Raw genomic sequence first — 20067 nt, forward strand, 5'->3', positions numbered from 1 at the left:
TTGGTCAGGCGGTGAAGGCTGTCACCGCGTCGACCACCCGCTCGATCTGGGCGGTCTCGAGCATCGGCCACAGCGGCAACCGCACGATGGTCGCGGAGAATTCGGCACTGCGCACACACGGCACCGGCGTGCGGCCGTATTTGAGACCGGCCGGGCTGGAATCCAGCGGCACGTAGTGGAATGGTGCGACGATGCCGCGTTCGGCCAGCTGCCCGATCATGGCGTCGCGGGCGTCTTCGGTGGGCAGCCGCAGGTAGAACAGATGCGCGGTGTGCTCGCGGTCGCCGGGCACGTGCATCAACCGGACGTCGTTGCGCCGCGCCCAGTCCGGCAGCGCGGCAGCGTAGGCGTTCCACACCCGATGCCGCCCGGCCTGGATGCGATCGAATTCGGCCAGTTGGGCGTCGAGCACGGCGGCATTGAGTTCGCTGGGCAGATAACTGGATCCGATGTCCTGCCAGGAGTATTTGTCGACCTGCCCGCGCAGGAACCGGGCCCGGTCGGTGCCCTTCTCCCGGACGATCTCCGCGCGGCCCATCAGGATGTCGTCCGAGAGCAGCAGCGCCCCGCCTTCACCGCAGTGCACGTTCTTGGTGTCGTGGAAGCTCTGTGTGCCGAGGGTGCCGATGGTGCCGAGCGCGCGACCACGCCAGGTCCCACCGAGACCGTGCGCGTTGTCTTCGATGATTTCCAGCCCGTGCTCGGCGGCGACAGCGAGCAGCGGCCCCATCTCCGCGGCGACCCCGCCGTAATGCATCACCAGCACCGCCTTGGTGCGGGCGGTGACGGCATCGGCGACCGCGGCCGGGTCGATATTGCCGGTCTCGGGGTCGATATCGACGAACACGCAGGTCGCTCCGCGCAGGGCGATGGAGGTCGCGGCGGAGGTGAAGGCGAAGCTGGGGACGATCACCTCGTCGTCGGGGCCCAGTTCCAGCAGCAGCGCGCCCAATTCGAGGGCGTGCGTGCAGGAGGTGGTCAGCAGTGCGTGCGGGCTGCCGGTGATGGCTTTGATCTTGGCGGTCGCGGCCTTGGTGAACCGGCCGTCGCCGTGGCTGTGGTCGGAGTCCAGCACGGCGCGCACGTTCTCCAGTTCGGCGGCCGCACGGTAGGGCCTGCTGAAGATGATCCGGTCGTTCACGATGCTGCCCCCTCGCCGACGTCGGCGGTGACCTTCTCGCGGCGCGGCGGCGGCGAGGCGACGGTCAGGTACAGCGGTTTGCCGACCAGGATATGCAGTGCGACACCGAGATATTCGGCGATCAACCCGAGCGAGAACAGCACCGCACCCGAGCACAGCAGCAGCACGACGATGATCGAGGCCCAGCCTTCTGGATCGTTGTTGTCGCTGGTCAAGGCCGTGTAGATGATGACGGCCGCGAGGATTCCGCCGGCCAGCGCGAGCGTGATGCCGAGCAGGCTGACCAATCGCAGCCCGCGGGTGCCGGTGCACAGCACCATCTTCCAGAACAGCGAGAACAGCCGCCGGTAGTTGTAGCCGGATTCTTCGCGGCCCTCTGCGCGCAACGTCACCGGGACCGTCACCGTGGTGCCGACTACCCAGGTCAGGGCGACGTCGAGGTACACGCCGTTGGCGGCGACGTCGGCGAGCTGTCTGCCGATATCGCCGCGGATCAGCCGGAAGCTTTCGAACCGGGTGGAATCAGGGAAAGCGAACACCGTCGCCAGTACGATCTTCGCGCCGCGGGAGGTGAGGTTGCGCAGGAAGCCGTGCGGGCGGGTGTTGGTGGGTTTGGAATAGACGAGGTCGGCGCGCCCGGCCAGGGCGGCATCGAGAAACGCCGCGATACAGGCCGGATCGTGCTGGCCGTCCTCGTCCATGGTGACGATCCATTCGCCACGCGCGGCCGACATTCCGGCGATGGTGGCCGCGTCCTGGCCGAAGTTGCGGCTCAGCCACACCACCCGCACCTGCGGGTAGTCGCGGCGCAGTTGTTCGAGGACGACGTCGGAGCGGTCGGGGCCGTGGTCGTGCACCAGCACGATGTCGTCGACGACGAAGCTGATGCCCTCCGGGGTGAGCGTCGGTCGTGACAGCAGATCGAGTTCGCGCACCAGCGCGGCGATCGTGTGCTCGCCCCGGTATACCGGAACCACGACCGAGACCGAACGCACGGCGGCGCGGCCATTGGCCGAATCCGCGTCCCGAGCCGGCACGGCGGTATCAGGACCTGACGCCGGCGGCTGGGAAGGAACCGGCTGGGGAGGAATCGGCATTGGCGAGATCGACTTTCGATGACGGTGCACGTGCCGGTACTCGTCACGGATGGGTGAGCCCGAGCCGCCGTGAACAATAACACGGGGTCGGGGCCGCGCCGCCGACCCGATTCGCCGGTGCGTCATCGGATTCGCGACCGGCCGAGGCCGGGCATGTATGGTCTGGAACTCGTGGTGGAAAGTCGAGCCGGTACCCGGTCGGACGTGTTCAGGTGGGGCATCATCACCGCGGCCGGCGTGGTCGTGGCCTATCTCGCGGTGCTCGCCGCCAACGCCAGGCATTTCTACACCGACGACACCGAATCCCAGTACGCCCCGCTGTGGGTGATGACCGGCCGCTACCTGCGGGAAGGCCGTTTCCCGGCGATGGTGCCCGAACACTGGCTGGCCGGTAACTACACCATCGAGGAAGCGGGGCTGCTCAATCCTCCGCAGCTGCTGATCGATCTGATCGCGCCCTCGGTGCCCGATATCGGGCTGTACGCCACCGTCGTCAAACTGATCTTCGCGGTGATCCTCGGGCTCGGCGTGTACCGCGTCGCCCTGGTCTACGGCGCCCGTCCGGCGTGGTCGGCGGTGGCGGGTGTGTCGTTCCCGTTCACCGGTTTCCTGCTGTTCTTCGACGCTGCCAGCTGGATGACCGCCTTCACCGGAACCGCCTGGCTGGTGCACGCGTGGGCGTCGGGCGTCCGGTACGCGCGCGGCCGCAGCGGCCCGATCCCGGTTTTCGTGTTCCTGTACCTGGCGATTTCGGTGCAGTACATCTTCCCGGCGGTCGAAGCAGGGGTGATGATCGCCGCGGTCGTTATCGGTGAGGTGATCTACCAGCGGCGCTGGGCGCCGTCGCTGCGGCTGGCGCTGGTGGCCGGATGCGCGGCACTGGCGGGTCTGGCGACCTATCTGCCCAGTCTGCTGACCGCCGACGTCACCTGGCGCGGCGCCGACGAGATCAAGAACGATCCGTTCCTCACGGTGCCGTGGTCGGAGTCGCTGAATGCCAGCCTGCCCAGCACCCTGCCCGCGTTCACGTCGTGGTGGGGCTTCGTCCAGCCGCTGCCGATGGTCTACATCGCGTGGTTCCTGATTCCGGCGCTGGCGTTCGTCGACTGGCGTCGCGCGGCCGGTGCGGCCAGGGAACTGAGTGCCCTCGGCATCTTCACCGTGGTCGCCCTGCTGTGGACGGCCGGTCCGGGCACGATGGGGCCGTTGCGCTGGCCTGCGCGGGTGCTGCCGATGGTGGCTCTGGGCCTGTTGCTGCTGGTGTGTGTGCTGCTGGGCCGGTACGGGACCGTCGCGGGTTGGCGGCGACGCGGTATCGGCGCCGGGCTGCTGATCGGGCTGCTGTTGCTGCGGTCGCTGGCGGCGGCGCCGTCGGAAGCGGTGTGGCACATCGTCTCGGCGCTGGGGGTTGCCGCGCTCGGCGCCGCCGTGGTGTGGCTGGGCCGCACCCGCGGCGTCGCCCTGGCCTGCGCGCTCAGCATCGCGGCGGTCGGGCCGATCGCCTATCTGCAGGTGCGGGCCGCGCAACCGACGCCGATGAGCTGGAACCTGCCGTCCGACCGCAACGAGGCGAAGGCGGCCTTCCCGGATTTCGCCGGCACCACGCTGCAACTGGGCGAACGCGGCCTGATCCAGCCCGGGCAGAACACCGTCGACGGCGCCTACGGCTCGCTGGTCTTCGGCAACTACGCCAAGGACCTGGAACTGACCTACGTCGGCGGCTACACCCCCAACGGGCACTTCTACTTCGGTGAACTGCTGTGCATGCGCTGGGACACCAGCGTCTGCCCGGACGCCTTCCGCCGCGCCTTCGCCACCGAACCGACGACCGGGCGCACCATCGTCGACCTGATGAAGGTCGACCGGGTCGTGGTGCAGCGGGCCCTGTTCCCCGACGCGCGCTCGCAGCCCGCGCCCACCGGCTGGAAGTGGGTCGATTACCCCGGCCACGAGGACTACATCTGGGTGCTCGAACGCGAGAACGGGCCGGTCTCCACCGTCAACGGCCGCATCGCCCACACCGACGGCGTCACCGCCACCTCCCTCGGCGAATCGGATCTGACCAGCCGGGTCCGGGTCGACTCCGCCGACGGCGGCAAGGTCGTCTTCGCCCGGCTCGGCTGGCCCGGCTACCGCGCCAGTATCGACGGCCGTGAGGTGCCGATCAGCGTGGTCGCGAAAACCTTCGTCGCGGTCGAGATCCCGCCGGGCACCCAGGGCGCCGAACTGGTGCTGAGCTGGCGTCCGCCGGGCTGGAAGATCGGCGGCGCGGCCATCGTCGCCGGGCTGCTGGGGCTCGCGGTGATGGAGTGGGCGTACCTGCGCAGCCGTCGCCGCGACACCGGCGAGGCGACCGGGGATTCGCCGGCGGAAACGGAAGCGCCCGAACCCGGCAAGCCCGATCTGGTGGAAGCCCGGCCATGAGTGGGGCTCCCGGCGCACCGGATCGTCGCCCGCCCGGCCTGGCCGACGGCCCGCATGAGCACGTCTCGCCGGATGTCGCAGCCCCGGTCGCCGAGAGTGTGGCCTTCGAGCGGCAACCGCCGATCTCGGTCGAGGGTTCTGGCCGAGCCTTCGATGCCGAATCGCCGGCACCCGTCGACCCTTCCGCACCATCCGACAGCCGGTCCGCGGGGCAGGTGTCCGCGGATTCGCCGCCCGCGGATCCCGGCCCGCTGCTGCGCCTGGTCCGCCGCCAGGAGCTGGCCTTTGCCGTGGTCGGCGGCTTCAACACCCTGCTCGGCATCGTGCTCACCGTGGCCTGGCTGACGATCCTCGGCGACGGTGTGCCGCCGTCCGTCGCGGTCGTCGCCGCCTACTGCGTGAGCGTCGTCGTCGCCTTCGTGCTGCATCGCACGCTGGTGTTCCGGGTGCGCGGACACCTGCTGCGCGATTTCCTGGCGTTCGTCGCGGTCAATTCCGGTGGTCTGCTGATGAATGTCGTGCTTCTGGAACTCGCCGTGACGGTGCTCGGTTTCCCGGAGAAACCCGCCGCCGTGGTGGTGATGGGATTCGTTGCGGTGGTGAGCTTCTTCGGCCACCGTCATATCTCGTTCCGGCGGCGGGTAGGTTAGCCCTCATGCCGGAGGAAACCACCGTCGACGCCACCCTGCTGAGCCTGCTCGCCTGCCCGCAGGACAAGGGCCCGCTGCATCTGGTGCGCACGGGCGAGGGCGCGAGCGTGCTCTACAACCCGCGCCTGCGCCGCGCCTACCCGATCGACAACGGCATCCCGGTGCTGCTCATCGACGAGGCCCGCGATGTCGACGACGCCGAACACGAGCGGTTCAGCGCTCAGTTCACCGAATCCTGAATCGCACCGAGATCGCCGGTGAGGTAGTGCTGCACCGTCGGCCCGACCAGCGCCACCACCTGCGGTAGCGGCATCGAGGCCAGCGGTTCCAGCAGCGCGATCTTGCGCGCCACCAGCAGCCCGACCATCTGCGAAGCGGCCAGATCGACCCGCAGCCTGCCGTCGTCGTCGGGGGTGGCGATGCGCGAACGGATGCGTTCGAGCACCACCTCGAGCAGGAAGGTCCGAGTCAGCGACGGCCCGGAGCCGCCGAGGAAGCTGCGCACCATCGCGACCACCCCGGCGCCGGCGGGGGAGTCCCACACCGACACCACCGCCCGCACGATCGTCTCGCCGAGCTGGTTCAGCGGCGCCGCATCCACCGTCCGCAGGGTGATCTCCGGATCCACCGGCATCTCCACGACTTTCGCGAACAGCTGCTGCTTGGTCCCGAAATAGTGGTGCACCAGCGCCGGATCCACGCCGGCGTCGGCCGCGATCGCCCGGATCGAGGTCTTGCCGAACCCGGCGTCGGCGAACCGTGCCCGCGCCGCCTCCAAGATCGCCTCTTTGGCGCCGGACTGCCCGGGGCGTCGCCCGGTCCGGGTGGATCGCGGATTCGCCGGCGCTTCGCGGTCCGGGTGCGTGTCGTCGGCGGCCGCGGCCCGGTTCATGGGGTGCGCCGCCGCAGGGTCGCGGCCCCGAGCACCAACGCCACTACCGCGAAACCGGCCACCACCGCCAGATCCCGCCACATCGCCGCGGTCGGTTCGGCATGCACCGACACCTGCTGCAATGCGTCGACGGCGTAACTCAACGGCATCACATTGCTGATCGCCTCGAGCCAGCCGGGCAGCTGATTGCGCGGCACCAGCAGCCCGCACAGGAAAATCTGCGGTGCGACCACCACCGGCATGAACTGCACCGCCTGGAATTCGGTTCGGGCGAACGCGCTGGCCAGCAGCCCGAGGGCGACGCCGAGCACCGCGTCGACCACCGCGATCAGCACCACCCAGCCCGGATTGCCCGCCGCGTTCAGCCCGAGCAGCCCGAACGACACCAGGCACGCCGTCACCGCCTGCGCCGCGGCCGCGGACGAGAACGCGGTGCCGTAACCGCCGAGCAGATCCAGTTTCGACAGCGGGGTGGTGAGCAGCCGCTCCAAGGTGCCGGAGGTGCGTTCGCGCTGCATGGCGATCGCGGTGATCAGGAACATCACGATGAACGGCAGGATGCCGAGCATGCTGATGCCCACCCGGTCGAACAACGTCGTGGCCTGGTTCGGCGCCTTCGGGGTGTCTTTGTAGATGAAGTACAGCAACGTCATCAACAGCGCGGGGACGACGAGAATCATCGCCACCGTGCGATGGTCGTTGCGCAGCTGACGCAGGATGCGGCCGGTGGTCGCCAGGTACGGGCGCAGCGTCATCCGGCGGGCGGGGACGCGGTCGACGACGGTGCTCATGCTGTCTGTCCCATCGTGATGAGGCTGAGGAAGGCCTGTTCGAGGTTCTGTTCGCCGGTGCGCGAGCGCAGTTCGTCGGGGCTGAGCTGGGCCAGCAGGTTGCCCTCACGCATGAGCAGCAGCCGGTCGCAATGCTCGGCTTCGTCCATCACATGACTCGACACCAGCAGCGTGGTGCCGGTGGCGGCGAGCTCACGGAACTGTTTCCACAGATCGACCCGCAGCACCGGATCCAGCCCGACGGTCGGCTCATCGAGGACGAGTAGTTCCGGCGCCGCCACCAGCGCGCAGGCCAGCGACGCCCGGGTGCGCTGACCGCCGGACAGTTCGTCGCCGCGCTGATGCTGATAGTCCAGCAGCCCGACCGCGCCGAGGGCTTCGTCGATATCGCCGCGGTCGGCGCCGTAGAGCGCGGCGAAGTACGCGACGTTGTCACGCACGCTGATATCGGAATAGATGCTGGGGGACTGGGTGACGTAACCGATGCGCCGGCGCAGCGCCGCCGATCCGGCAGGCAGACCCATGGCCTGGACGGTGCCGGCCGCGACGATCTGGGTGCCGACGATGCAGCGCATCAGCGTGGTCTTCCCGCAGCCCGACGGCCCGAGCAGTCCGGTGATCGATCCGCGCGGGATGGTCAGTGACACGCCGTGCAGCACTTCGCGTCCGCCGCGGCGGACGGTGAGGCCGTCCACTTCGACGGCCGGCGATGACGGGGTCTGCGACATGGTCGCCTCAATTCATCGAGTGTTGAATTCACTGTGCGATGAATTGTGCGCCGACTCGGGCAGATGCGCAATGCCGGCCAGGAAAATGCCGGTCAATGCCCATGTGCGGGCGGCTCACCCGCCACCCCACCCGGCTCCACGACGACGAACTGGCCCATCATTCCGGTGTCCTCATGCCAGAGCAGATGGCAGTGATACATATACGGCGTATCCGGATCGGCCGGTCCGTCGAACCGCAAGGCCAGCCGCACCGCGGCGCCCGGCGGTAGGAACACAGTGTCCTTCGGCCCCGACAGCTCCACCGGCGGCGGCGCTCCGTCGACGCCGAGCACCCGGAACTGCACATCGTGGACATGGAAGTTGTGCGGCATCCCGTCGATATTGCGGACGGTCCAGATCTCCGTGCGCCCGCGTGTCACCGCGAAATCGATCCGATCCATCGCCATGGCCTGCCCGTTGATCGAGCCGAAACTCAGGTCGAACGACCGCTCGGTGGCGCCCGCGATATCGAGATCATCGTGCCGGACGAGCGTCGCGGGTAGCGGCGGCGACGGTCGCAGGGTGGCAGCCGGCCGGAACTGCATGATGTCGAAAGTGTCATCGCCTCCGCTGAACCGCTGGGTCCAGAAACCCAGCCCGGCGTCGAGCGGATAGCTGCGCAACACCGTGGGCGTGCCCGGTGCGAATCGGACGACGATCTCGGCGCGCTCACCGGGTGAGAGGCGGATCCGGTTCAGCTCGGCGGGTCGTTCCAGCAGCCCACCGTCGGTGCCGATGAGCGCGAAACCGCGGTTGTCGGAGAAACCGAAGGTGTAGGTGCGGGCGGTGGACGCGTTGAGCAGCCGCAGCCGCACCAGTTCGTCGGTCACCGTCCGGTACGGCGCGAGCGAGCCGTTGACCATGGTCTGATCTCCGAGAAACCCGACATCGCGGAACATCGCGTGCGCGCCGTCGAGCCGATCGCCGCGAAACTTCGCGTCCTGCACGATGATCGGCAGATCGTCCACACCGTAGGTCTGCGGCAGCGGGAGCGCGGCCGCGGCCGGATCGTCGAGCAGGAACACCCCGGCCAGCCCGCGCCGCACGTGGGATTCGGTCTCGCCGTGCGGATGCGGGTGGTACCAGAGGGTCGCGGCGGGCTGATCGATCGTCCACTCCGGTGCCCAGTCCGCGTCCGGCTCGACCATTTGATGCGGCCCGCCATCCATTCGTGCCGGCAGATGCATACCGTGCCAATGCACCGTCGACGCCTCGGGCAGCGCGTTGTGTACCTGGACGCGCACCTTCTCCCCGCGCGCCGCCCGCAATGTGGGGCCGAGGTAGTCACCGTTGAAACCCCAGGTCTCGGTGAACTGCCCCGGCCGGAATTCCCTGCGCCCCGCGCGCATCTCCAGATCGAACACGCGGGTGCCCTCTGCATCGATCCGCGATTGGGCCAGCGGCGGGATCGGCAGCTCTTCACTGAATTCGACCGCGCCGACGGTCGTGACATCGGCGCGCTGGTACACCACCAGCACACCAGCGAGGACGGCGAGCGCGATCACCGTCACCGTGGACGCGGCGACCACGATCAACCGCCGCACGGTGCCGGCCCTGATTCTGCGAAACATACTCCGACGCTAGGGATTACCAGGGCATTCACACATCGGGGAACGGCCCTGACCTGGCCCCCGTTCGACCCTGAAGCGTTCACCCATGCGTAGTGACCCAGATCACATCATCGACTGTCACGTCTGCGGGGACTCGTTTGTCTCATGGTCGTCACCAGCCGATCCAAGCCCCGGCTGACCGGACCGAGGAGCCCCTGCCATGACCACCACCGAACACCGCATCGTCATCGTCGGCGCCGGCTACACCGGCATGCTGGCCGCCGTGCAGCTGGCCCGGCGCACCCGAGGCCGCGGGGTCCGCATCACCCTGGTCAACCCGTCGGATCGCTTCACCGAGCGACTGCGCTCGCATCAGATCGCCGCCGGTCAACAGCTCGCCGACTACCGGATCCCCGATCTGATCGACGGCGCGGGCATCGACTTCGTGCGGGGCCGAGTCACCGCCATCGACCCGGCGGCCCGCCGCGTGAGCGTCGACGCCACCACCGAGCTGCCCTACGACGAACTGATCTACGCGCTCGGCAGCCGAGCCGACACCCACCGCGTACCCGGCGTGGCCGAACACGCCTGGACCCTCGACGACCCCCGCCGCGCCCACGCCTTCTCCGAACGCCTCGCCACCGTCGCCGCACACGGCGGCACCGTCGCGGTCTGCGGCGGCGGCCTGACCGGCATCGAGGCCGCCACCGAGATCGCCGAAAGCCACGCGGGTGCCCGCGTGAGTTTGATCAGCACCGGCGAGCCCGGCGCGATGATGGGCGCCCGGGCCCGCGCTCACCTCGACCGCGCCCTGGACCGGCTCGGTATCACCCGTCGAATCGGGACGCCCGTGGCCAAGGTGCTGCCCGACGCGATCGAACTCGCCGACGGCGAACTATTGCCCGCCGACCTCACCTTGTGGACCGCGGGTGTCCGGGTCGCCGGCCTGGCAGCCGAGTCCGGAATCGCCACCGACGAGCGCGGACTGGTTTTGGTCGACCCGACGCTGCGATCGGTGTCGCACCCGGAGATCTATGCCATCGGTGACGCCGCCGCGATCGACCAGCCCTGGGGCCGCATCCACGGCACCTGCCAGAGCGGCCTGCCCACCGCCGCCTACGTCGCCGATGCCATCGCCCGCAGATTGCGCGGCAAGCCGGTGCGCCCGTTCCGGTTCGGCTACTTCCACCAGCCGGTCAGCCTCGGCCGCCGCGACGCCGTCATCCAGTTCACCCACGCCGACGACACCCCGCGCCGGTGGTACCTGAAGGGCAGGCCCGCGATCTGGTACAAAGCCGCCGTCAGCAGCAGCCCGGTCCCCGTCTTCCGGATGAGCAAGCGGATGCCGGTGTCGGTCACCCTGTCCAAGGGCGGCCGGGCTACCCGAGTCCGGGCATGAGGTTCGCGATCGGCGGGAAGGATGACACCATGGTCCGCGAGCACACCGAACCTGCGTCCGCCGCCGAGCCTGCCGACCCGTTCACCGAACATCGGCGACTGCTGTTCAGCACCGCCTATCAGATGCTCGGCAGCGTCACCGACGCCGAGGACGTGCTGCAGGACACCTGGCTGAAATGGCATGCGACCGAGCAGCACACCGTCACCCACCCGAAGGCCTACCTGGTCCGCACCGTCACCAATCTGGCCTTGAACCGGCTCACCTCCGCCCGCGCCACCCGTGAGACCTATATCGGCCCGTGGCTGCCCGAACCCCTGCTGACCACGCCTGCCGAGGAGACCGACATGGCCGACACCGTCTCCACGGCCATGCTGGTCGTCCTGGAAACCCTCGGCCCGGTCGAACGCGCCGTCTTCGTGCTGCGCGAAGTCTTCGGGTACAGCCACGCCGAAATCGGCGAATTCCTCGACCGACCGGAGCCGACCGTGCGCCAGATCGCCCATCGGGCCCGCTCCCACGTGCAGTCCCGGCGCCCGCGCTTCGACACCGACAAGGCCGCCCGCGAGGCGGTGACCAGCCAGTTCCTCGCCGCCTGCCGTGGCGGCGACCTGAACGCCCTGATGGCATTGCTCGCCCCCGACGTCACGCTGTGGAACGACGGCGGCGGCAAGATCACCGCGGCGCGCCGCCCGCTGCACGGCCCCGACCACGTCGCCCGCTGGCTGCTCGGTGTGCTCGCCAAACCGATACTCACCGGCATCGAACTCGGCGCGGCCACCGTCAACGGCGAGCTCGGCCTCGTCGGTGTGCTCGGCGAATACCCCGTCGGCGCCATCACCTTCGACCTGGTCGACGGCCGGATCCAGAACGTGCGGTTCCAGGTCAACCCGGACAAGCTCGCCGGGCTGGCCGGGCTGGTGGACCGCGACGATTCCGGCTCCGCCGAGTGATCGTCCGGGCGGGCGCCGGGCCGTCCGCCGCCGCGGTGTCGGTGTGCTGGGAGAATGCCTGACGTGAGTGCCGAGGAACTTGCCGTCGAACCGCTGGCGGCCGCGCGCCGGATACTCGGCGCGACGCTGTGGTCGGGTCCGGTGGGCGTACGCATCGTCGAGGTCGAGGCCTACGGGGGAGACCCGGCCGGCCCCTGGCACGACCCGGCGGCACACTCCGGACGCGGTCGCACCCCACGCAACGCCGTCATGTTCGGCCCGCCCGGCATGCTCTACGTCTACCTCAGCTACGGGATGCACACCTGCGTCAACGTGACCAGCGGACCCGACGGTGTGGCCAGCGCCGTGCTGATCCGCTCCGGTGAGGTCGTCGCCGGCGAGGACGTGGCTCGCGGCCGCCGCGCCGCCGCCCGCAACGGGCACGACCTGGCCCGTGGGCCCGGCAATCTCGGCAGCGCGCTCGGAATCACGTTGGACGACTACGGGACTCGGCTGTTCGACCCCGAATCGCCGATCCGGCTCGAACTGGGCCCGGTGCTGGATCCGTCCGCCATCGCCGTCGGGCCGCGGGTGGGCGTGAGCCTGGCCGCCGACCGGCCGTGGCGGCTGTGGCTACCGGATTCGCCTGCGGTATCGGCCTATCGACGCAGCCCGCGAGCTCCACGGGCGGAGCGCAGCGCCTGAGCGTTCGCGGTATCCGATGCCCTCGCGCAGCGATGGGATCCCGCCGCGAATTTGCCTCGTGAACTGTGGTTTTCGGCGGCCGCGGATGGTCGTGTCCGAGTCAGCGCGAAAAAATTCTCCGGCGATGCGATGAATTCCGCGAGACACCCCCGTCTTGTCTGGTGAACGCGCTACCAACCCGGCGCGCACGACCCGAAGGAATCGACATGACCGCCAACATCGCCACCACCGCCCCCGCCGTCACCTACCGCCCCGGCTCCGTCCGCAACCGCGTCCTGTGGACCTTGCAGATCGTGCTCGGCCTGTTCTTCATCATCGCCTCCGGCGGACCCAAGCTGGTGATGCCGCAGACCCTGGTCGACAACGCCCCGGAAAACCTGACGATCCCGTTCGGCCTGCTGATCTTCATCGGCATCGTCGAGGTTGCCGGCGGCATCGGGCTGATGGTGCCGAAGCTGAGCGCCCTGGCCGCCGCCGGCCTGTCCGTGCTCACCGTGCTGGCCGCCGCCACCCAGGCGTTCATCGCCGGCGTCCCCGGCATGGCGATCTTCCCGCTGGTGCTGGCCGCGATCTTCGCCTGGATCGCCTACGAGCGCCGCTCCACCATCACCGACCTGCGCAACGCGGTGTCCCGATGATTCGACCCTGAGCACTGCGCGGCGATCGGTAGCCACCGGTCGCCGCACAGTGCTGTGCGTGATCGATCACCTGTCGGGTTGGCGGTGGTCGGTCCCGGCGGCCATCTGGTCGCGATGCGCCGAGGCCTCGCACCAGATGGCCGTCGCCGTCTCCAACGGAGATCACGCCGTCATCGGCTCCGGCCGGGCCGCGCAATTCGCCCGGGACCTGCGCAGCACCGCATGACCGGCGTACGGAAAGATGAGACGGCGTGAGCGGCCACATCATCGACGAACTGACCTGGCGCGGCTTGATCGCGCAGTCCACCGACCTCGACGCCCTGCGCGCCGCGCTGGCCGAGGGCCCGCAGAGCCTGTACGCCGGGTTCGATCCCACCGCGGCCAGCCTGCACGCCGGTCACCTGGTGCCGCTGCTGGCGCTGAAGCGGTTCCAGCGGGCGGGGCATCGGCCGATCGTGCTCGCCGGTGGCGCCACCGGCCTCATCGGCGACCCGCGTGATGTCGGCGAGCGCACCATGAACTCCGCCGACACCGTCGCCGAATGGGCCGGCCGCATCCGCTCCCAGCTCGAACGCTTCGTCGACATCGACGATTCGCCAACCGGGGCGATGATCGTCGACAACATGGCCTGGACCGGGCAGCTCTCCGCGGTGGACTTCCTGCGCGATATCGGCAAGCACTTCTCGGTCAACGTCATGCTCGCCCGCGACACCGTCAAACGGCGCCTCGACGGCGAAGGCATCTCCTACACCGAGTTCAGCTACATGCTGCTGCAAGCCAACGACTACTTGCAGCTGCGCCGCAATCACGGCTGCCTGCTCCAGGTCGGCGGTTCCGACCAGTGGGGCAACATCATCGCCGGCGTCGAACTCAACCGCCGCGTCGACGGAGCCCACGTGCACGCGCTCACCGTCCCCCTGGTGACTTCGGCCGACGGCAAGAAGTTCGGCAAGTCCACCGGCGGCGGCAGCCTCTGGCTCGATCCGGAGATGACCAGCCCCTACGCCTGGTACCAGTACTTCGTGAACACCGCCGACGCCGACGTCATCCGGTACCTGCGCTGGTTCACCTTCCTCGACCGCGAGGAACTGGCCGAACTCGAGCAGGCCACCGCCGAACGCCCGCATGCCAGGGAAGCGCAGCGCCGGCTGGCCGCAGAGATGACCGATCTGGTGCACGGCCCCGAGCACACCCGCGCCGTCCAACTGGCCAGCCAGGCCCTGTTCGGCCGCGCCGACCTGCGCGAGCTCGACGAATCGACCCTCGCCGCGGCCCTGCGGGAAGCGGCCGTCGACGGCACCGTCGCCGAGATCGCCCCCGGTCAGCCGAACACCATCGTCGACTTGCTGGTGGCCTCCGGCCTGTGCGAGAGCCGCGGCGCGGCCCGTCGCGCGGTGAACGAGGGTGGTGCTTCGGTGAACAACGAGCGCGTCACCGACATCGAATGGACTCCCGAAGCAGGCGACTACCTGCACGAACGGTGGCTGGTACTGCGCCGTGGCAAGCGCAACTTCGCGGGCGTCCTGCGGGCCGGCGGAAATTGATCTTGGTGGCCTGAGTCACATCCGTGTGATTCAGGCCGTTTCCAAGCCTTTCCGCGAGCCCCTGACCTGCACGAACAGCCCGCTGACGTGGCGATTTGACGTGATGTTCTCCGCCGCGTAACTTATTCAACGTCAGAGCGACACGGACACCGACCCGGAGCCCCGAGGGCCTGGGAAACGAGGTAGGACGAGGAGCGCCTGACGAAGCAGGTTCAGCCGGTGTTTGACTCCGAGTCTTGGACTGGCTAAGATAGAAAAGTTGCCTCACAGAAGCCCCAGCTAGTACCTGGAGTCGAAGTGTGTGCGTGTGTTCTTTGAGAACTCAATAGTGTGTCGATGAATGTCAGTGCCAATATTTTATTGGTTCCGGCCCCTCATACCCCCGTGTGTTGTGGGTCGGACATTTAGTCAGCAAACATTTTTGCTGGCGTTTTGTTTTGCTGGGTTTTCGGACTCTAGTTTAGATCTGATTGCACCTTCGGGTGTGATTGTGAGTCTTCAACGGAGAGTTTGATCCTGGCTCAGGACGAACGCTGGCGGCGTGCTTAACACATGCAAGTCGAGCGGTAAGGCCCTTCGGGGTACACGAGCGGCGAACGGGTGAGTAACACGTGGGTGATCTGCCTCGCACTCTGGGATAAGCCTGGGAAACTGGGTCTAATACCGGATATGACCTTACATCGCATGGTGTTTGGTGGAAAGATTTATCGGTGCGAGATGGGCCCGCGGCCTATCAGCTTGTTGGTGGGGTAATGGCCTACCAAGGCGACGACGGGTAGCCGGCCTGAGAGGGCGACCGGCCACACTGGGACTGAGACACGGCCCAGACTCCTACGGGAGGCAGCAGTGGGGAATATTGCACAATGGGCGAAAGCCTGATGCAGCGACGCCGCGTGAGGGATGACGGCCTTCGGGTTGTAAACCTCTTTCGACAGGGACGAAGCGCAAGTGACGGTACCTGTAGAAGAAGCACCGGCCAACTACGTGCCAGCAGCCGCGGTAATACGTAGGGTGCGAGCGTTGTCCGGAATTACTGGGCGTAAAGAGCTTGTAGGCGGCTTGTCGCGTCGATCGTGAAAACTTGGGGCTCAACCCCAAGCTTGCGGTCGATACGGGCAGGCTTGAGTACTTCAGGGGAGACTGGAATTCCTGGTGTAGCGGTGAAATGCGCAGATATCAGGAGGAACACCGGTGGCGAAGGCGGGTCTCTGGGAAGTAACTGACGCTGAGAAGCGAAAGCGTGGGTAGCGAACAGGATTAGATACCCTGGTAGTCCACGCCGTAAACGGTGGGTACTAGGTGTGGGTTTCCTTCCACGGGATCCGTGCCGTAGCTAACGCATTAAGTACCCCGCCTGGGGAGTACGGCCGCAAGGCTAAAACTCAAAGGAATTGACGGGGGCCCGCACAAGCGGCGGAGCATGTGGATTAATTCGATGCAACGCGAAGAACCTTACCTGGGTTTGACATACACCGGAAACCTGCAGAGATGTAGGCCCCCTTGTGGTCGGTGTACAGGTGGTGCATGGCTGTCGTCAGCTCGTGTCGTGAGATGTTGGGTTAAGTCCCGCAACGAGCGCAACCCTTATCTTATGTTGCCAGCGCGTAATGGCGGGGACTCGTGAGAGACTGCCGGGGTCAACTCGGAGGAAGGTGGGGACGACGTCAAGTCATCATGCCCCTTATGTCCAGGGCTTCACACATGCTACAATGGCCGGTACAGAGGGCTGCGATACCGTGAGGTGGAGCGAATCCCTTAAAGCCGGTCTCAGTTCGGATCGGGGTCTGCAACTCGACCCCGTGAAGTTGGAGTCGCTAGTAATCGCAGATCAGCAACGCTGCGGTGAATACGTTCCCGGGCCTTGTACACACCGCCCGTCACGTCATGAAAGTCGGTAACACCCGAAGCCGGTGGCCTAACCCCTCGTGGGAGGGAGCCGTCGAAGGTGGGATCGGCGATTGGGACGAAGTCGTAACAAGGTAGCCGTACCGGAAGGTGCGGCTGGATCACCTCCTTTCTAAGGAGCATCTGCACTGCTCGCTTCGTAGAGTCGAAGGTCGAGAGTGCCAGAGCCGCTTATGTTCCCGAATGTGGAACTGCGGAGCTCATGGGTGGAACGCTGACATGTGCCGGCATCAACTTCACTGCTGAGTCAGTGGGGCGCCGGATGTAGTCGACACACTGTTGGGTCCTGAAAGAACAGACGTTCTTTCCAGGCAAAAATACGACGAAATCTTCTTCGCGGACATACCGCAGGGTTTCTCTGGCTGGTGCCGCAGTAGCGAGAAGGTTTTGTGTGTTGTTTGAGAACTGCACAGTGGACGCGAGCATCTTTGTTAGTAAGTGTGTAAGAGCGTACGGTGGATGCCTTGGCACCAGGAGCCGATGAAGGACGTAGGAGGCTGCGATAAGCCTCGGGGAGCTGTCAACCGAGCTGAGATCCGAGGATGTCCGAATGGGGAAACCCAGCACGAGTGATGTCGTGTTACCCGCGCCTGAATGTATAGGGCGTGTGGAGGGAACGTGGGGAAGTGAAACATCTCAGTACCCACAGGAAGAGAAAACAATAGTGATTCCGTGAGTAGTGGCGAGCGAAAGCGGAAGAGGCTAAACCGTGTAGATGTGATAGCCGGCAGGCGTTGTCTATGCGGGGTTGTGGGGCTCATTTTCTCGTTACTGCCGTGGCGAGCAACAGTCAGAAAAGTTCGTGTTAGCTGAATTGGTCTGGGACGGCCAACCATAGACGGTGAGAGTCCGGTAAGCGAAAACACGTGCTCTGTTGTAGTGAGTACCCGAGTAGCAGCGGGCCCGTGAAATCTGCTGTGAATCTGCCGGGACCACCCGGTAAGCCTGAATACTCCCTGGTGACCGATAGCGGACTAGTACCGTGAGGGAAAGGTGAAAAGTACCCCGGGAGGGGAGTGAAATAGTACCTGAAACCGTGCGCTTACAATCCGTCAGAGCCTGCGCCTAGTTTACTAGGGTGGGTGATGGCGTGCCTTTTGAAGAATGAGCCTGCGAGTTAGTGGCATGTGGCGAGGTTAACCCGTGGTGGGGTAGCCGTAGCGAAAGCGAGTCCGAATAGGGCGGTTTGAGTCGCGTGTTCTAGACCCGAAGCGGAGTGATCTACCCATGGCCAGGGTGAAGCGACGGTAAGACGTCGTGGAGGCCCGAACCCACTTAGGTTGAAAACTGAGGGGATGAGCTGTGGGTAGGGGTGAAAGGCCAATCAAACTCCGTGATAGCTGGTTCTCCCCGAAATGCATTTAGGTGCAGCGTCACGTGTTTCACGCCGGAGGTAGAGCTACTGGATGGCCTAGGGGGCCCACAAGCTTACCGAAGTCAGCCAAACTCCGAATGCCGGTGTGTGAGAGCGTGGCAGTGAGACTGCGGGGGATAAGCTTCGTAGTCGAGAGGGAAACAGCCCAGATCGCCGGCTAAGGCCCCTAAGCGTGTACTAAGTGGAAAAGGATGTGGAGTCGCGAAGACAACCAGGAGGTTGGCTTAGAAGCAGCCACCCTTGAAAGAGTGCGTAATAGCTCACTGGTCAAGTGATTCTGCGCCGACAATGTAGCGGGGCTCAAGTACACCGCCGAAGCCGCGGCACTCCAACATGACATCCACATCCGACTACGGTTGGGTGTGCAGTGGTTGGGGTGGGTAGGGGAGCGTCGTACAGCCAGGGAAGCAGCGGTGTGAACCAGTTGTGGAGGCTGTGCGAGTGAGAATGCAGGCATGAGTAGCGAAAGACGAGTGAGAAACTCGTCCGCCGAATGACCAAGGGTTCCTGGGCCAGGTTAATCCGCCCAGGGTGAGTCGGGACCTAAGGCGAGGCCGACAGGCGTAGTCGATGGACAACGGGTTGATATTCCCGTACCCGTGTATCCGCGCCCATGCTGAATCAGTGGTACTAACCATCCAAATCCGGACGGATTCTCTTCGGAGAACCTGAAGGGGCTGCATGGGACCTTCGCTGGTAGTAGGCAAGCGATGGGGTGACGCAGGAAGGTAGCTGGGCCAGTCAGTGGTTGTACTGGTGTAAGCCTGTAGGGAGTCTGATAGGCAAATCCGTCAGACATGTATCCTGAGAGGTGATGCGTAGCCGATTGAGGCGAATTCAGTGATCCTATGCTGCCGAGAAAAGCCTCTAGTGAGTTGGTACACGGCCCGTACCCCAAACCGACACAGGTGGTCAGGTAGAGAATACTGAGGCGATCGAGAGAACTGTGGTTAAGGAACTCGGCAAAATGCCCCCGTAACTTCGGGAGAAGGGGGACCACGCCTGGTGACCGGATTTACTCCGTGAGCTGGGGGTGGTCGCAGAGACCAGAGAGAAGCGACTGTTTACTAAAAACACAGGTCCGTGCGAAGTCGTAAGACGATGTATACGGACTGACGCCTGCCCGGTGCCGGAAGGTTAAGAGGACCGGTTAGCGACCTTCGGGTTGCGAAGCTGAGAATTTAAGCCCCGGTAAACGGCGGTGGTAACTATAACCATCCTAAGGTAGCGAAATTCCTTGTCGGGTAAGTTCCGACCTGCACGAATGGCGTAACGACTTCTCTGCTGTCTCAACCACAGACTCGGCGAAATTGCATTACGAGTAAAGATGCTCGTTACGCGCGGCAGGACGAAAAGACCCCGGGACCTTCACTATAGCTTGGTATTGGTGTTCGGTACGGTTTGTGTAGGATAGGTGGGAGACTGTGAAGCATGCACGCCAGTGTGTGTGGAGTCGTCGTTGAAATACCACTCTGATCGTATTGGACCTCTAACCTCGGACCATGATCTGGTTCAGGGACAGTGCCTGGTGGGTAGTTTAACTGGGGCGGTTGCCTCCCAAAATGTAACGGAGGCGCCCAAAGGTTCCCTCAGCCTGGTTGGCAATCAGGTGTCGAGTGCAAGTGCACAAGGGAGCTTGACTGTGAGACAGACATGTCGAGCAGGGACGAAAGTCGGGACTAGTGATCCGGCACCGGCATGTGGAAGCGGTGTCGCTCAACGGATAAAAGGTACCCCGGGGATAACAGGCTGATCTTCCCCAAGAGTCCATATCGACGGGATGGTTTGGCACCTCGATGTCGGCTCGTCGCATCCTGGGGCTGGAGTAGGTCCCAAGGGTTGGGCTGTTCGCCCATTAAAGCGGCACGCGAGCTGGGTTTAGAACGTCGTGAGACAGTTCGGTCTCTATCCGCCGCGCGCGTCAGAAACTTGAGGAAGGCTGTCCCTAGTACGAGAGGACCGGGACGGACGAACCTCTGGTGTGCCAGTTGTCCTGCCAAGGGCACTGCTGGTTGGCTACGTTCGGAAGGGATAACCGCTGAAAGCATCTAAGCGGGAAGCCTGTTCCAAGATGAGGTTTCTCACCCACTCGATGGGTTAAGGCCCCCTACAGACCATGGGGTTGATAGGCCAGAACTGGAAGCCCGGTAACGGGTGGAGGTGACTGGTACTAATAGGCCGAGGACTTACCAACAAAGAAGCTACGCGTCCACTGTGCAGTATCTGAAACAACACACGAACCGTGTGATCCAGGTGAAAG

The 20067-nt window shown here is 65.6% G+C and carries 15 protein-coding genes and 2 rRNA genes; 11 read left to right on the top strand and 6 right to left on the bottom strand.

Annotated features, from left to right (window positions below):
• Positions 1–4: 4 nt before the first annotated feature.
• Together rffA and NOCYR_RS10840 are read right to left on the bottom strand one after the other, a co-directional pair.
• Positions 5–1144: a dTDP-4-amino-4,6-dideoxygalactose transaminase gene (rffA, locus tag NOCYR_RS10835; RefSeq protein WP_086008262.1), complete on the bottom strand. Its 1140-nt coding sequence runs from the start codon at positions 1142–1144 to the stop codon at positions 5–7.
• On the bottom strand, positions 1138–2136 hold the full coding sequence (locus tag NOCYR_RS10840; RefSeq protein WP_048834083.1) for a glycosyltransferase: 999 nt from the start codon (positions 2134–2136) through the stop codon (positions 1138–1140). Before NOCYR_RS10840 ends, rffA begins: the two co-directional genes overlap by 7 nt.
• A gap of 255 nt (positions 2137–2391) precedes the next feature.
• Between NOCYR_RS10840 and NOCYR_RS10845 the strand changes: the two genes are divergently transcribed.
• From NOCYR_RS10845 to NOCYR_RS10855, 3 genes are read left to right on the top strand one after another with little or no spacing between them, the layout of a single operon-like run.
• Positions 2392–4662: a hypothetical protein gene (locus tag NOCYR_RS10845; RefSeq protein WP_086008227.1), complete on the top strand. Its 2271-nt coding sequence runs from the start codon at positions 2392–2394 to the stop codon at positions 4660–4662.
• A complete protein-coding gene (locus NOCYR_RS10850; protein WP_014350412.1) occupies positions 4659–5312 on the top strand; it encodes a GtrA family protein in 654 nt (217 codons plus the stop codon). Before NOCYR_RS10845 ends, NOCYR_RS10850 begins: the two co-directional genes overlap by 4 nt.
• A 5-nt stretch (positions 5313–5317) precedes the next feature.
• Positions 5318–5551 carry a Trm112 family protein gene (locus tag NOCYR_RS10855; RefSeq protein WP_014350413.1) on the top strand — a complete coding sequence of 78 codons (234 nt, stop codon included), beginning with the start codon at positions 5318–5320 and terminating at the stop codon, positions 5549–5551.
• On the opposite strand, the gene NOCYR_RS10860 is transcribed toward NOCYR_RS10855, so the two are convergent.
• The 4 genes from NOCYR_RS10860 to NOCYR_RS10875 form a co-directional block, all read right to left on the bottom strand.
• Complete coding sequence (locus NOCYR_RS10860; protein ID WP_014350414.1) at positions 5533–6204, bottom strand: TetR family transcriptional regulator; 672 nt, start codon at positions 6202–6204, stop codon at positions 5533–5535. The two genes, NOCYR_RS10855 and NOCYR_RS10860, sit on opposite strands and share 19 nt — an antisense overlap.
• A complete protein-coding gene (locus NOCYR_RS10865) occupies positions 6201–6995 on the bottom strand; it encodes an ABC transporter permease (protein WP_014350415.1) in 795 nt (264 codons plus the stop codon). The genes NOCYR_RS10860 and NOCYR_RS10865 overlap by 4 nt, the downstream gene beginning before the upstream one ends.
• A complete protein-coding gene (locus NOCYR_RS10870) occupies positions 6992–7723 on the bottom strand; it encodes an ABC transporter ATP-binding protein (protein WP_014350416.1) in 732 nt (243 codons plus the stop codon). The genes NOCYR_RS10865 and NOCYR_RS10870 overlap by 4 nt, the downstream gene beginning before the upstream one ends.
• A gap of 92 nt (positions 7724–7815) precedes the next feature.
• Positions 7816–9333: a multicopper oxidase family protein gene (locus NOCYR_RS10875; RefSeq protein WP_048833257.1), complete on the bottom strand. Its 1518-nt coding sequence runs from the start codon at positions 9331–9333 to the stop codon at positions 7816–7818.
• A gap of 199 nt (positions 9334–9532) precedes the next feature.
• Here NOCYR_RS10875 and NOCYR_RS10880 point away from each other — a divergent pair, with 199 nt between their 5' ends.
• The 8 genes from NOCYR_RS10880 to NOCYR_RS10910 all read left to right on the top strand — a co-directional run bounded on the left by NOCYR_RS10880 (position 9533) and on the right by NOCYR_RS10910 (position 20001).
• The gene (locus NOCYR_RS10880; RefSeq protein WP_014350418.1) at positions 9533–10711 is read left to right on the top strand and encodes an NAD(P)/FAD-dependent oxidoreductase; all 1179 of its coding nucleotides are present in this window, start codon (positions 9533–9535) and stop codon (positions 10709–10711) included.
• Positions 10708–11661, top strand: a complete 954-nt coding sequence (locus tag NOCYR_RS10885; RefSeq protein WP_014350419.1) for an RNA polymerase sigma-70 factor — start codon at positions 10708–10710, stop codon at positions 11659–11661. The genes NOCYR_RS10880 and NOCYR_RS10885 overlap by 4 nt, the downstream gene beginning before the upstream one ends.
• A gap of 54 nt (positions 11662–11715) precedes the next feature.
• Entirely contained in the window at positions 11716–12345 is a 630-nt protein-coding gene (locus tag NOCYR_RS10890) for a DNA-3-methyladenine glycosylase (protein WP_048833258.1), read from the top strand.
• Positions 12346–12551: 206 nt separating this feature from the next.
• On the top strand, positions 12552–12983 hold the full coding sequence (locus tag NOCYR_RS10895) for a DoxX family protein (RefSeq protein WP_014350421.1): 432 nt from the start codon (positions 12552–12554) through the stop codon (positions 12981–12983).
• 58 nt (positions 12984–13041) lie between these two features.
• Positions 13042–13209, top strand: a complete 168-nt coding sequence (locus NOCYR_RS29705) for a hypothetical protein (RefSeq protein ID WP_158430152.1) — start codon at positions 13042–13044, stop codon at positions 13207–13209.
• 25 nt (positions 13210–13234) lie between these two features.
• Positions 13235–14527, top strand: a complete 1293-nt coding sequence (gene tyrS, locus NOCYR_RS10900) for a tyrosine--tRNA ligase (protein WP_014350422.1) — start codon at positions 13235–13237, stop codon at positions 14525–14527.
• A 498-nt stretch (positions 14528–15025) separates the two neighbouring features.
• A 16S ribosomal RNA gene (locus tag NOCYR_RS10905) occupies positions 15026–16544 on the top strand.
• 320 nt (positions 16545–16864) lie between these two features.
• A 23S ribosomal RNA gene (locus NOCYR_RS10910) occupies positions 16865–20001 on the top strand.
• The 16S and 23S rRNA genes sit together here, the layout of an rRNA operon.
• The last annotated feature ends 66 nt before the right edge of the window (positions 20002–20067 follow it).

The organism is Nocardia cyriacigeorgica GUH-2, from assembly GCF_000284035.1.
Classification (GTDB): domain Bacteria; phylum Actinomycetota; class Actinomycetes; order Mycobacteriales; family Mycobacteriaceae; genus Nocardia; species Nocardia cyriacigeorgica_B.